This window comes from Paraburkholderia sp. CNPSo 3272 (assembly GCF_024206495.1).
In the GTDB taxonomy this organism is placed as follows: Bacteria; Pseudomonadota; Gammaproteobacteria; order Burkholderiales; family Burkholderiaceae; genus Paraburkholderia.
Map to the genome: position 1 here is coordinate 51,493 of NZ_JAMBPQ010000006.1, position 12,785 is coordinate 64,277.

11 protein-coding genes are annotated in these 12,785 nt (G+C 64.8%); 2 read left to right on the top strand and 9 right to left on the bottom strand.

The genetic code is table 11. From position 1 onward, the window contains the following. The first annotated feature begins 15 nt into the window (after positions 1–15). Positions 16–951 (top strand): LysR family transcriptional regulator, encoded by a 936-nt coding sequence (locus M3I53_RS09710; protein WP_254315738.1) that lies wholly within the window; start codon positions 16–18, stop codon positions 949–951. A 22-nt stretch (positions 952–973) separates the two neighbouring features. Here the strand turns inward: M3I53_RS09710 and M3I53_RS09715 are convergent, their stop codons facing one another. Next, positions 974–1,969 (bottom strand): Gfo/Idh/MocA family protein, encoded by a 996-nt coding sequence (locus M3I53_RS09715; RefSeq protein WP_254315739.1) that lies wholly within the window; start codon positions 1,967–1,969, stop codon positions 974–976. Positions 1,970–2,258: 289 nt separating this feature from the next. Here M3I53_RS09715 and M3I53_RS09720 point away from each other — a divergent pair, with 289 nt between their 5' ends. Continuing rightward, entirely contained in the window at positions 2,259–3,908 is a 1,650-nt protein-coding gene (locus M3I53_RS09720) for an alkaline phosphatase family protein (RefSeq protein ID WP_254315740.1), read from the top strand. Between the two features lie 61 nt (positions 3,909–3,969). On the opposite strand, the gene M3I53_RS09725 is transcribed toward M3I53_RS09720, so the two are convergent. From M3I53_RS09725 to eutB, 8 genes are all read right to left on the bottom strand, one after another. Then, positions 3,970–4,725 carry a helix-turn-helix domain-containing protein gene (locus M3I53_RS09725; RefSeq protein ID WP_375542489.1) on the bottom strand — a complete coding sequence of 252 codons (756 nt, stop codon included), beginning with the start codon at positions 4,723–4,725 and terminating at the stop codon, positions 3,970–3,972. Positions 4,726–4,987: 262 nt separating this feature from the next. Further along, complete coding sequence (locus M3I53_RS09730) at positions 4,988–6,379, bottom strand: aspartate aminotransferase family protein (RefSeq protein ID WP_254315742.1); 1,392 nt, start codon at positions 6,377–6,379, stop codon at positions 4,988–4,990. A 20-nt stretch (positions 6,380–6,399) separates the two neighbouring features. After that, complete coding sequence (locus M3I53_RS09735; protein ID WP_254315743.1) at positions 6,400–7,878, bottom strand: NAD-dependent succinate-semialdehyde dehydrogenase; 1,479 nt, start codon at positions 7,876–7,878, stop codon at positions 6,400–6,402. Positions 7,879–8,007: 129 nt separating this feature from the next. Next, positions 8,008–8,490, bottom strand: coding sequence for an Lrp/AsnC family transcriptional regulator (locus tag M3I53_RS09740; RefSeq protein WP_254315744.1), 483 nt, complete (start codon positions 8,488–8,490; stop codon positions 8,008–8,010). 7 nt (positions 8,491–8,497) lie between these two features. Next, a complete protein-coding gene (gene doeB, locus M3I53_RS09745) occupies positions 8,498–9,526 on the bottom strand; it encodes a N(2)-acetyl-L-2,4-diaminobutanoate deacetylase DoeB (RefSeq protein WP_254315745.1) in 1,029 nt (342 codons plus the stop codon). Between the two features lie 5 nt (positions 9,527–9,531). Continuing rightward, a complete protein-coding gene (gene doeA / locus M3I53_RS09750) occupies positions 9,532–10,740 on the bottom strand; it encodes an ectoine hydrolase DoeA (protein ID WP_254315746.1) in 1,209 nt (402 codons plus the stop codon). 9 nt (positions 10,741–10,749) lie between these two features. Continuing rightward, complete coding sequence (locus M3I53_RS09755) at positions 10,750–11,775, bottom strand: cyclodeaminase (protein ID WP_254315747.1); 1,026 nt, start codon at positions 11,773–11,775, stop codon at positions 10,750–10,752. A gap of 1 nt (position 11,776) precedes the next feature. Further along, positions 11,777–12,763 (bottom strand): hydroxyectoine utilization dehydratase EutB, encoded by a 987-nt coding sequence (gene eutB / locus M3I53_RS09760; RefSeq protein ID WP_254315748.1) that lies wholly within the window; start codon positions 12,761–12,763, stop codon positions 11,777–11,779. Between the last annotated feature and the right edge of the window lie 22 nt (positions 12,764–12,785).

Genomic DNA, 12,785 nt, shown 5'->3' on the forward strand with positions numbered 1-12,785 from the left:
CAATGTTGATGCGCTATGAAGCAGAACTTCACAGTCAGGCAGGGTGCGCTCGATGGCGTGGAGGCGTTCCTGAGCGTTGCCAGGCACCGCAGCTTTCGCAAGGCGGCAGCGGACCTTGGAGTGACGCCTTCGGCCATCAGCCAGGCGGTGCGTGTGCTCGAAGAACGCATCGGCGCGGCGCTGTTCGTGCGCACCACGCGCAGCGTCGGCCTGACCGAAGCCGGCGAACGGTTTCTCTCGCGCGCCAGGCCCGCCTTCGAGGAACTGGTCGCCGCGAGCGAAGTCGCGCGCGACCTCGGCCAGCGCCCTATGGGCTTGTTGCGGCTCTCCGTGCCGCGCGCGGTCGTCCCGCTGCTGCTGGAGCCGCTGCTCGCTTCGTTCTGCCAGGCTTATCCAGAAGTGGAGGTGGAAATCGCCGTGAGCAAGGAAGTGGTCGATCTCGCGGCGGAAGGCTTCGACGCGGGCATCCGGCTCGGTCAGCTCGTTGCCGCCGACATGGTCGCAGTGCCGCTGACGCCACCGTTTCGCCTCGTTGTAGTCGGTAGTCCTGCCTATTTTTCCGCCAACAAACGGCCCCGCCACACGGACGATCTGCGCCAGCATGCCTGCCTGCGCTGGCGGCGCTCCAACGGCGCGCTGGCTTCGTGGTCATTCGACGACCACGGGCACGCCATGGAGATCGCCGTATCCGGCCCGCTGATCGCCAGCGATTTCCCGACCATGATGGGTGCGGCGCTCGAAGGCATAGGCCTCGCCCAGCTACCCGAGCCGATGGTTTCCGACGCGGTGAAAGCAGGCAAACTCGTGCGCGTGCTCGACGCCTGCGCGCCGATGCTGCCGGGCGTATTTCTCTGCTATCCGAGCCGCCGCCAGATCATGCCCAAGCTGCGCGCGTTCATCGACCACGTGAAGAGCCGCAGGGCGGGAGCGGGTCAGACCAGCAACCGTTGAACCCGCCCGCGGCGCTTCGAGGTCAAGCGATGCTTTCCCAGGCGCCCGAGCGGGCCGAGCGGAAAACGGCGTCGATCACGCGCATGTTCGCGCAGGCGTCTTCCAGCGCAATCGCCTGGGGCGTGCCGTTCAAAATCGCCTCGGCGAAAACCGACGCTGCCACGCCGTATTGATCGCATACCGGCAGTTCCAGCCAGCGATCGGCCTCTCGCTGCTTGCTCAACAGCAGCCGCGTCGGCCGGTCATTCGGTGCATTGAATGGAATCTCGACCTCGACGCGCCCGGTCGTGCCGTGGAATTGCATACGCTGGTAAGGATGAATCTGGGTGGAGTAAAAGAAGCTCGCTTGCACGCCGTCGAAGTCCATCAGCACGGAGCCAAGCCGGTCCACTTCGAACGACGGGTCGCGCTCCATCAACGCGACCACGCGTTTCGGCTCACGCCCGAGAATGAGGCGCGACGTCGTGATCGGATAACAGCCGATGTCCAGCAGTCCGCCGCCGCCCATATCGCCATGGTTGCGAATGTCCTGCGCATTGGTGTTGTAGTAAGTAAAGCCGCCCGTTACCGCCCGCAATTCGCCTATCGCGCCCTCTTCGATCAACGCCCGCACCTTCAACCACTGCGGATGCGTGCGCACCATGAACGCTTCCTGGATATACCGCCCGCTCTTGTCGCGCGCGGCGATCAATCGCTGAGCCTGTTGCGCATCGAGCCCGACCGGCTTTTCGCATAGCACGTGCTTGCCCGCCTCGACGGCCTTGATCGTCCACTCCACGTGAAGGTGATTGGGCAACGGTATATAGACCGCGTCGATTTCCGGGTCGGCCAGCAGCGCCTCGTAACTGTCGTACGCGTGCGCGAGTCCATATTTCGCGGCGGCAGCCTGGGCCTTCTGCGCTGAACGCGAAGCAATCGCTTTGACGCGGCACTTCGGTGCGTGGTGCATGGGCACGACGACCTTGTCGTTGATCTTCGACGTACCCAGAATGCCCCAGACGATTTCATCCTTTGCCATGACGTTCCCTTTGGATTCGATTATGTGATGCTGGAATGGACTGAATGGAACTCACTATTAATGAAAACTGCGAACGAGAACAGCAAACGAGCACTGCAAACACTCGAATGCAAGAGTTTACACCCGCGAAAACCCTGACCTCACTCACTTGCGAACGCGTCTTGCAACAACTGATAACAACTGACGGCAAGATGAAAGCATGCCGTCACGAGAGATTCGCCTTCCAGCCCCACATTGCTCGGGCTGTGCGCAGGTCCCCACAAATGCGATGCAAAAAACGAGGTGAACGATGGAGAATACGACCCGGTGGTCGCGGTTAAGCGCAGTCGTTGGCGCGGGTGCGATGGCACTTGCGGGTGTGCACACAACGGCTTACGCAGGCGACATGAAGGATGTGAAGCACGTCCTGCTCATCAGTTTCGACGGCCTGCATGAGCAGGATGTGGCTCGTTGCATCGGCAGCAATGCCTGCCCCAACCTCGCGGTGCTCGCGAAGTCGGGCGTGACCTACACGAACGCCCATACGCCGCATCTGTCCGACTCGTTCCCGGGCCTCACGGCGCTGGTGACGGGCGGATCGCCCAAGAGCGCTGGCCTCTTCTATGACGTGTCGTATGACCGTACGCTCTACGCACCGCTCGATTCGCACTGCAAGGGCCCGCAAGGCTGGAACGTCGTGTTCGATGAAACGACCGGCATCGACGGAGAGAACGGCGGCGCGCTGATCCACCTCGACGGCGGCGGCGCGTTCAATCCGCAAGCCATTCCCTACGCCAAGGTCAACGGCGTTTGCACGCCCGTGTACCCGCACAATTACATCAAGACGAACACTGTCTTCGAAGTCATCAAGCAGAACATCCACGGCGCGCGCACCGCGTGGGCCGACAAGCATGCGTGGGGCTACGACTGGGTCAACGGTCCTTCGGGCAAGGGCGTGGACGATCTGGCGCGCACCGAGATCAACTCGATCGATCCGAAGACGGGCACGTATTATCTGGACACCTACACGCATACCGAAGTCTTCGACAACATCCACGTGCAGGCGCTGATCAACGAGATCGACGGCCTCGACTCGACGGGCAAGACGAGCGCGCCGGTGCCCACGATGTTCGGCACGAACTTCCAGACGCTTAGCGTCGCGCAGAAGTCGCCGGTGGCGAAACAAGGCGGCTATCTCGACGCCGACTTCACGCCCGGCCCGCAGGTCGCCGCGGCCATCACATATCTGGACAACTCGCTCGGCCGCGTGGTGCAGGAACTGAAGCAGCGCAACCTGTACTCGTCGACGCTCATCATCGTGACGGCCAAGCACGGCCAGTCGCCGACCGATCACTCGAAGCTGGTGAAGAACGGCGACACGCTCACGAAGCTGCTCGAGGCCAACAACTATCTGGACCCGAACGGCAACTTCGGCCAGAACAACACGAAGACGGGCAACCTGAACGACGGCTCGGGCCTCCCGGGCACCGGCATGGTGCAGACCGACGACGTGGGCCTGATCTGGCTGCGAGACCAGAGCCAGAAGGACGCCGTGGTGAAGACGCTGCAGGCGAACCTGAGCTGTAACGCGCCGGGCATTTGCGCGGACGGCCCGCAGGCGTACATCCTCACCGGCGACCGCCTCGCGGACTGGTTCGGCAATCCGTCGAACGGCCGCACGCCGGACATCATCGTGCAGCCGAACCCGGGCGTGATCTACACGTCGAGCACGGCAAAGGATGAAGAGCATGGCGGCAACGCGCCCGACGACAGCCACCTCGGTCTCGTCGTGTCGTTCCCCGGCATTCGCCACGCGGGCCGTACGGACGACCACTACGTCTTCACGACCCAGGTCGCACCGACGATCCTGAGCGCGCTCGACCTCGATCCGCATCTGCTGCACGCGGTTCAGCTCGAAGGCACGCATCGCCTGCCGGGGCTGGATCTCGACGAGAAGTAAGGAGTGGCTGGCTGCGGCAGTCATCGGAAACTCTATGATGGCTGCCGCGTCAGCGGCCCGCTCAAACCGTCTGCAAGCCCTCGATATCGCAGATGCGGATCAGCTTGCCCTGCGCGTCGATGAGGCCGCGCTTCTGGAAGCGTGACAAGATCCGGCTTACGGTTTCGAGCGTGATGCCCAGGTAGCTGCCCATGTCCTCGCGCGACATGCGCAGACGGAACTCCGCCTGCGAATAACCACGCTGCCAGTTGCGCGACGACACATCGAGCAGGAAGGCGGCCACGCGTTCTTCGGCGGTGAGCGAGCCCAGCACCATCATCTGCGAGGCTTCCTGGTTGAACTGGTCGCCCATGAGCCGGTGCAGCCGGTCCTGCATCGTGCCGCTTTCGCGGCACAAGCCCTTGAGCGCGCCGTAGGGAAGCGTGCAAATCGAACTGTCTTCGAGCGCAACGGCGCTGAACGCGTGCACGTCCGTGGCGATGCCGTCGAGCCCCAGCGCGTCGCCCGCGAGACGCAGCCCGGTGATCTGCTCGCGGCCGTCGCGGTTGACGATCAGCGTCTTGAGCGAGCCGGAGCGCACGGCGTACAGGCTGTCGAAGCGGTCGCCCGAGCGATACAGCGCCTCGCCGCGGCGCACCTTGCGCGCCCCGCAGATCAGCGCCTCGAGCTTCGGCAGGTCTTCCGCAGGCAGACCTTGCGGCATGCAAAGATGGCGCATGGCGCATCCCGAACAGCGTGCGCCGGGCGGCGTTCCGGTGAGAGGAGCGCGGCTGCTTTGGCGCACGACGAAAGCCGATCCTGCGACGGGTGAGAGCATCGAACGACTCCTTCTTTAACATTTTTTAAGATTTCGACGCATTGTCACACCATGCGCGTGCGTCAATGTGGTGGCAAAATGCCGCGCACTAGAACCGCGGGCCATTGAGCCTTGTCAGGCAACGGTTTTTCGGCTTCTTGCGCAAGCGCAAGAGGCCGTAAAGCAACACCTGCGCAACCCTAGCGAGAAAAAAAAAGCCGCCGTACTGCCGTACGGCGGATAGTTGCATTGAATGGTCAACGGTTGACGCGCGCCTCGCGGCTTACCCCGCCACCAGAGTGCGCTCGGCCACCTCGTCCACGGCCTGCCTGACGATCCCGACGATCTCGTCGGCTTCGGCGCGCGTCATGACGAGCGGCGGCGCAAAGCCCAGGATGTCGCCATGCGGCATGGCGCGTGCGATCACGCCGTGCTGCAGCGCCGCGGCCGAAACCTTCGGCCCGATCTTCAGCGCCGGATCGAACGGCCTGCGCGCTTCCTTGTCGGCCATGAATTCCAGCGCCGCCAGCATGCCCACGCTGCGCACCTCGCCCACCAGCGGATGCGCGCCGAACGCCTCGCGCAGCTTCGCGCCGAAGTACGAACCGACCTGCCCGGCGTTCTCCACGAGCTTTTCACGCTCGAGGATCGCCAGATTGGCAAGCGCCGCGGCGGCACAAACCGGGTGCCCCGAATAGGTCCAGCCGTGGCCCATCGGCCCGTGCTCCTGCGAGCCGCGCGCGATCACGTCCCAGACCTTCTCGCCCACGATCACGCCGGAAAGCGGCGCATATGCGCTCGTGAGGCCCTTCGCGACCGTGATGAGATCCGGTTCGATACCGAAGTGCTGCGCGCCCATCTTCGAGCCCAGACGCCCGAAGCCGCACACGACCTCGTCCGAGATCAGCAGGATGTCGTGCTTGCGCAGCACCGCCTGGATGGCCGGCCAGTAGCCTTTGGGCGGCTCGATGATGCCGCCCGTGCCCATCACCGGCTCGGCGATGAACGCGGCGACCGTGTCCGCGCCTTCGCGCGCGATCAGCTTTTCGAGCTCTTCCACGCAGTACGCGACGAACTGCGCCTCGTTCATGCCTGCGGGCGCCTTGCGATACCAGTGCGGGCAGACCGTATGCTTCACGCGATCGATTGGCAGATCGAAATGCTGATGGAAGCTCGGCAGGCCGGTGAGGCTGCCCGTGACGATACCCGAGCCGTGATAGCCGCGGTCGCGCGAGATGATCTTCTTCTTGTTCGGGCGGCCCAGCACGTTGTTGTAGTACCAGACGATCTTGACCTGCGTTTCGTTCGCATCCGAACCGGACATGCCGTAATACACCTTCTTCATGCCGGCAGGCGCCCAGTCGATGATGCGCGACGACAGCTCGATGATCGCATCCGACGAATGGCCCACATAGGTGTGGTAGTACGCGAGCTGCTTCGCCTGCTCATACATGGCGTCGGCGACTTCGGTGCGGCCATAGCCGATGTTCACGCAGTAGAGGCCTGCGAAGGCGTCGATATACTGCTTGCCCTCGTGATCCTCGATGCGGATGCCCTTGCCGCCGCGCACGATCTTGCCCGGCAGCGCGCCGCTCTCGTGGTCGTAGGCGTGCGTGGACGGGTGCATGAAGTGCGCGCGGTCCTGCTCGAAGAGTGCGTCGATACGTTGAGTCATGTTGTCCTCCTGATTCCGGTTCAGGCCATGGCCGCGAGCGGCAGGCCGAGATTGCCAAGACAAAAATATTTGGTTTCCACGAAGGGCTCGAAGCCCTCCGCGCCCCCTTCTCGGCCCAGGCCCGAGGCCTTCATGCCGCCGAATGGAATGGGTGCGCCCGTGAACTTCACGCCGTTCACCGAGACCATCGCGAAGTCGAGCCGCCGCACCAACTGGAAGATCGTGTCCATGCGCGTCGCGCACACGTAGGCCGCGAGGCCGTATTCCGTGTCGTTCGCCTTGGCGATTACTTCGTCGAGCGTGTCGAACGCGCAGACCGCCGAGATGGGCGCGAAGTTTTCCTCGTCGTACACGCGCATGCCGGGCGCGGCATCCGCGATCACAGTGGGCTCGTAGTACCAGCCGCCCAGCGCATGCGGCTGGCCGCCCGCCACGATGCGCGCGCCCTTCTCGCGCGCATCGGCCACGCGCGCGATCGTGCTGTCGAACGCGGCCTGGTGCATGAGCGGGCCCACGTCTACGTCTTTTTCGAACGCGGGGCCGGTCTTGAGCGCGCGCACCGCACCCGCATAGCGCTCGACGAACGCTTCGTACAGCGGGCGCGCCACAAAAATGCGATTCGCCGCGCAGCAGTCCTGGCCCGAGGTCTGGAACTTCGCGCCCACGGCGATCCTTACGGACTGCTCGAGATCGGCGTCTTCCGCGACGATGAACGGCGCGTTGCCGCCCAGTTCCAGTGCGACCTTCTTGATTCCCGCGCGCGCCGCCGCCTGCGTGACGAGCGAGCCCACTCGCGTCGATCCCGTGAAACTCACGGCACGCACGCGCGTGTCGCTCACCAGCGTTTCCATCGCCATTTGCGGCTCGCCGAGCACCACGTTGTAGACGCCCGCCGGAAAGCCTGCTTCCTCCGCGAGTTGCGCCAAAGCGAGCGCCGAATACGGCGTTTCGTGCGCCGGTTTGACGACGACGGTGCAGCCGGCAGCGAGCGCGGCGGCGGCCTTGCGCGTGATCATCGCCACCGGGAAATTCCATGGCGTGATGAGCGCCGCGACACCCACTGGCTCCATCACCGTGCCCAGATGTGAGCCGTCGATGTGCGTGGGAATCGTACGGCCTGCCAGGCGTTTCGCCTCGTGCGCATACCATTCGACAAAGCTCGCCGCATAGCGGATTTCGCCGCGCGATTCCGCAAGCGGCTTGCCCTGCTCCAGCGAGAGCAGCGCCGCAAGGTCCTCCTGGTGCCGCACGATCCGCTCGTGCCAGCGCAGGAGCGCCGCGCTGCGCTGCGTTTGCGAAACCCAGCGCCACGATTCGAAGGCGCGCTGCGCGGCGTCGACTGCACCGGTGATCTGTGCGCGAACGAGCATGGGCACATGGCCGATCACCGACTGGTCCGCAGGGTTCTGCACGGCCGTGGTGGCCGCGCTGTCGCTATGCACCCAGCGGCCGTCCACGTAGCACAGGGATTTGAACAGAATGGGGTGTCCTGGCAGCATCTCGTCTACTCCTTGTCAGGTCTGTCGATATGCAGTCCATTCTGGGGCCAACAGCATCGCGAATTTTTTGGTTTTCGGCCCCGCGCACTTGCGCTTTTTTCGGAACCGCCGCGCGCGGGCGCGAAAAATTCACGCGCTCTCCAGGGCCCACGCGGGCGCGTGGGTGGGGGCGCATTTCACCAACTTCGTCACGATGTAGGTGAAGTAGCGCTCGATCCCGAGATCCTCCATCAGCAGCGCGTCGATAAAGCGCTGGTAATGGTCGATGTCGCGCGCCATCACGTGCAGCACGTAGTCCACCCCGCCGCCCGTGGCATAGCACTGCATGACTTCTTCGGCCGCGCTCAGGCGTTCTTCGAAGCGCCGCATGTCGGGCGCGGTATGGCGCGACAGCGTCACTTCCACGACGATACGGCTGCCGCGCATCGCGCCGACCCAGTCCACCTCGGCGTGATAGCCGCGTATCACGCCGCTTTCCTCGAGCTTGCGCACGCGTTCCCAGGCCGGCGAAATAGAAAGATTGACCTCTTCCGCGAGCTTCGATTTCGTGATGCGGCCATCGCGCTCGAGGATGCGCAGGATAGCCAGATCGTAACGGTCGAGCTTGATCACGGCGCGCTCATGCCGCCACGGGCAGGTTGCGTTCGACGACGTCGGCCACCACGGCCACAGTGTCGCCCGCCTGCACGAGTCCGGGGAAATGGCGCGCAGCTAGCAGCCCTCCGCATTGCGCGCGATATTCCATGGCGCGTGCGCCGGTGCGGTCGATGTCGTGCACGCGCGCGAGCACCTCGCCCGCCTCGACGGTATCGCCGAGATCGCGGCACATCTCGAGCATGCCGCGATGCTCGCTCGTGGTGTAGCAGTTGCCGTCGGGCATGTCGAGCAAGGTGGTCGTGCGCGGGCCCACGCTGCGCTCGCTGGCCTTGCGCTCGATGACGCCGGCGTGCGCAAGAAAACCGCGTACGCCGCGATCCGCAATCGCCACGCTTTGGGCGGTGGAAGTGCCGCCGCCACCCAGTTCGGTCGAGACAAAGACCTTGCCCGCTTCCTCCACGGCGCTGTCGAACAGGCCCACGCTATCGAGTTCCAGCATGCGCATCGAGTATGGCGCGCCGAACGCACGCATCGCACGCTCGCAACGCGCCTGCTGATCGCCATCGGGCAGCACATGAATCGCCGCGAACGGCACGAAGTCGAGCGTGCGCCCGCCCGCATGAATATCGAGCACGTAATCGGCGCGCGCAAGCAACTCGCGTTGAAAGTAATCGGCGATCTTTTCGGTCACGCTGCCCTCGGGGCGCCCGGGAAAGCTGCGGTTCAGATTGCCCGCATCGATAGGCGAGGTGCGCGTGCCCGCACGAAACGCAGGGTAGTTCATATACGGCACGATGATCACGCGGCCATTCACGTCCGAGGCTTGCAGCGTGCCCGCCAGCTTGGCGAGTGCGATTGGGCCTTCGTATTCGTCGCCGTGATTGCCGCCCGTGAGCAACACCGTCGGCCCCTCGCCGTGCTTGACCACGGTGAGCGGAATCATGATCGCGCCCCACGCGGAATCGTCGCGCGAATAGGGCAGCCTCAAAAAGCCGTGTTGCACGCCATTGGCGTCGTAATCGACGGTCGGCGTAATCGGTGACGCACGCATCGGCCCTACTCCTTCACGAACAGTTTGCGCGGCGTGGTGCAGAACGTTTCGACGCCGGTGTCGGTAATCAGGATGCTTTCGGTGATCTCGAGGCCCCAGTCGTCGAGCCACAACCCCGGCATGAAGTGAAACGTCATGCCGGGTTCGAGCACCGTGCGCTCGCCCGGACGCAGGCTCATGGTGCGCTCGCCCCAGTCGGGCGGAAAGCTCGCGCCGATGGGGTAGCCGCAGCGGCTGTTCTTCTCGATGCCCGATTTGCGCAGCACCGCAAAAAACGCATTGGCGATGTCTTCGCAAACGTTGCCGGGCTTCGCGGCGGCGAGGCCGGCCTCGATGCCTTCCACCACGGCCTTCTCCGCATCGAGAAAGTGCTTTGGCGGCTTGCCGAGATAGACCGTGCGCGACTGCGGGCAGTGATAGCGGTGGTAGCAGCCCGCGATCTCGAAGAAAGTGCCCGCATTCGCCGTGAATGCCGAGTCGTCCCACGTGAGGTGTGGGGCGGCGGCATCGGCGCCGGTGGGCAGGAGCGGCACGATGGCCGGATAGTCGCCGCCGTGGCCTTCCACGCCCGTAATGCCCGCTTCGTAGATCTGCGCAACGAGGTCGCACTTCCTCATGCCCGGCTCGACCACGTCGAGAATGCGCGCGTGCATCTTCTCGACGATGCGCGCCGCCACGCGCATATACTCGATCTCGCGCGGCGACTTCACCGCGCGCTGCCAGTTCACGAGCGCGGTGGCGTTCACCCAGCGCGCCTTGGGCAAATGACGCTGGAGCGACGCGTAGGCCGCCGCGCTGAAATAGTAGTTGTCCATCTCCACGCCGATGCGCAGCGTGTCCCAGCCGCGCGCGGCGATGACTTCCGTACTCAGATAGTCCATGGGGTGACGCACGGGCGACTGAACGTAATGATCAGGATAGCCAATGATATTTCCGTGCGACATGAACGCCGTGCGCTTCGCGCCGTTCGCGTCCTGGCCGCGGCCGAACCAGACGGGTTCGCCGTCCATGGTCAGCAGCACGCATTGATGGACATAGAACGACCAGCCGTCGTAGCCGGTCAACCAGTTCATGTTGGTCGGGTCCGTGACGATCAGCAGATCGATGCCTTCGTCCTGCATTGCGCGGCGCGTCTTCGCAATGCGCGCGTCGTATTCGCTGCGTGCGAACACGAGGCGCGGCGCCACCTCACTCTTTTCAGTTGCTGCGGACATCTTTCCCTCTCAAGGCATGACTGCGTTGTGAAACACCGCGCCCGCACCGGTCGCGCGGGCGCGCTGCAAGGCGAGAACGGCAATGGCGGTGTCCTGCGCCCCAGTGCCGGTGAGGTCGCAGATCGTGATGTCGTTGGCACTTACGCGGCCCTCGCGGCGGCCCGCGATCACTTCGCCCAGCTCCGCGAAGCCGTTATCGGGCGCGACCTTGTGCGCTTCGATCGCGTGCCTCAGTTCGCCGAGCACGCGTGTTTGCTGCAAGCGGTCGCAGACATAGCGGGCCGATTCGAACACCGAGGGCGCGAGTTCGTTCTTGTACTCGGCGTCGGAGCCCATGGCCGTGAGGTGCAAACCGGCGGGCAGGTCCGCCGCGTGAACGAGCGGTGTGCGGCTGGGTGTGGTCGTCACGGCGACGTCGGCCTGCGCGAGCGCGTCGTGCACCGAAGCGGCAACGCGCACGCGTACGCCGTGGCGGCGTTCGGTGTCGGCGGCGAAAGCGGAAGCGCGCGCCGCATCGCGGGCCCAAACGCTCACGCTGTCAATCTTGCGCACCAGCATGAGCGCATCGAGTTGCAGGCGCGCCTGCTCGCCCGCGCCGATGATCGCCGCATGGCGCGCGTCGGGTCGCGCCAGCCAGCGCGCAGCCACGGCCCCCGCCGCCGCGGTGCGCACGGCAGTCAGATAGCCGTTGTCGAGCAGCACCGCTTCGGTGAGACCTGTGCGCGCCGAAAGCACTAGCATCAGCCCGTTCAGGCTCGGCAGGCCGAGCGAGGGATTGTCGAAAAAGCCGGGGCTGACCTTGATGGCGAACTGTTCGAAGCGCGGCAGATGCGCCGTCTTCACATCGACCTCGCCATGCCGCTCGGGCAGCGCGAGGTTGAGAATAGGCGGCATGACGACAGCCTCGGTTGCGAGCGCAACGAATGCGGATTCGACCTGATCGACGGCCGCAAGATCGAGCGGGACCAGTTCGCGCAATTGCTCGGCGCCCAGCAACGTGACAGGTGGCAACTCAGGTAACGACTCAGGATGCATTTCAAACCTCCGTCACGAGACGGCGGTGCACCGTCATGTCGATGTTCGCGCCGCTCACGACGATCACGAGCGGGCCTTTGCTGCGCTCGATGTGCCCGTCGAGCAACGCCGCCATGCCCACGGCGCCCGCGCCTTCCACCACGAGACGCTCTTCGCGGTACGCATGGGCCACGCCGCGCGCGATCGAGGGCTCGCCGAGCAAGATGACTTCGTCGGCCAGCGCGCGCGTCAGCGCAAAGGTGTGGCGATTGTCGAGACCAATGCCGCCACCCAGCGAATCGGCCAATGTTTCGCTTTCCTCAACGTCGACGGGATGGCCCGCCGCGAGGCTCGCATGCATGGCCGCGCCGCGCGCCATCGAAACGCCGATGGCGTGCACGTCCGGCCGAATCTGCTTCGCCGCGAACGCCACGCCGCTAAAGAGTCCGCCGCCCGAAAGCGGCACCACGAGGGTCGCGGTGTCGGGCAGCGCTTCGAGAATTTCGAGGCCGATGGTGGCCTGTCCGGCAATCACGTGCAGGTCGTCGAACGGCGGCACGAACGCATAGCCCTCTTCGCGCATGAGGCGCTGCGCTTCGATCTGCGCTTCGTCCTGACTCTTGCCCGCGATCACTACGCGCGCGCCCAGCGCAGCCACGGCCTCGACCTTGTTGGGCGGCACGAGCGACGACATGCACACGGCCGACTCCATGCCGAGCGCGTGGGCCGCATATGCGAGCGCACGGCCATGATTGCCGGTAGACGCGGTGACGACGCGCTTCACGCCCGACTCGGCGAGATGCGCGACCGCGTTGGTCGCGCCGCGCAACTTGAAGCTGCCCGTGGGCTGCACGGTTTCGAGCTTGAAGTAGACCCGCGCGCCCACGCGCGCCGACAAGGTGGGGGACGCCACGAGCGGAGTGTGCGCTACGCGGCCCTCGAGGCGCTGGCGCGCCCGGTAGACATCGGCAAGCGAGATTGAGAGTGACGAAAACGAAAGCGACGACATGAAATGCACGTTCCTTCCAGTG

Coding starts and splice junctions, on each gene's coding strand:
- M3I53_RS09755 (WP_254315747.1), bottom strand. CDS start 11,775: ATGCATCCTGAGTCGTTACCTGAGTTGCCACCTGTCACGTTGCTGGGC.
- M3I53_RS09720 (WP_254315740.1), top strand. CDS start 2,259: ATGGAGAATACGACCCGGTGGTCGCGGTTAAGCGCAGTCGTTGGCGCG.
- eutB (WP_254315748.1), bottom strand. CDS start 12,763: ATGTCGTCGCTTTCGTTTTCGTCACTCTCAATCTCGCTTGCCGATGTC.
- M3I53_RS09735 (WP_254315743.1), bottom strand. CDS start 7,878: ATGCTGCCAGGACACCCCATTCTGTTCAAATCCCTGTGCTACGTGGAC.
- M3I53_RS09715 (WP_254315739.1), bottom strand. CDS start 1,969: ATGGCAAAGGATGAAATCGTCTGGGGCATTCTGGGTACGTCGAAGATC.
- M3I53_RS09730 (WP_254315742.1), bottom strand. CDS start 6,379: ATGACTCAACGTATCGACGCACTCTTCGAGCAGGACCGCGCGCACTTC.
- doeA (WP_254315746.1), bottom strand. CDS start 10,740: ATGTCCGCAGCAACTGAAAAGAGTGAGGTGGCGCCGCGCCTCGTGTTC.
- M3I53_RS09710 (WP_254315738.1), top strand. CDS start 16: ATGAAGCAGAACTTCACAGTCAGGCAGGGTGCGCTCGATGGCGTGGAG.
- M3I53_RS09725 (WP_375542489.1), bottom strand. CDS start 4,725: ATGCTCTCACCCGTCGCAGGATCGGCTTTCGTCGTGCGCCAAAGCAGC.
- doeB (WP_254315745.1), bottom strand. CDS start 9,526: ATGCGTGCGTCACCGATTACGCCGACCGTCGATTACGACGCCAATGGC.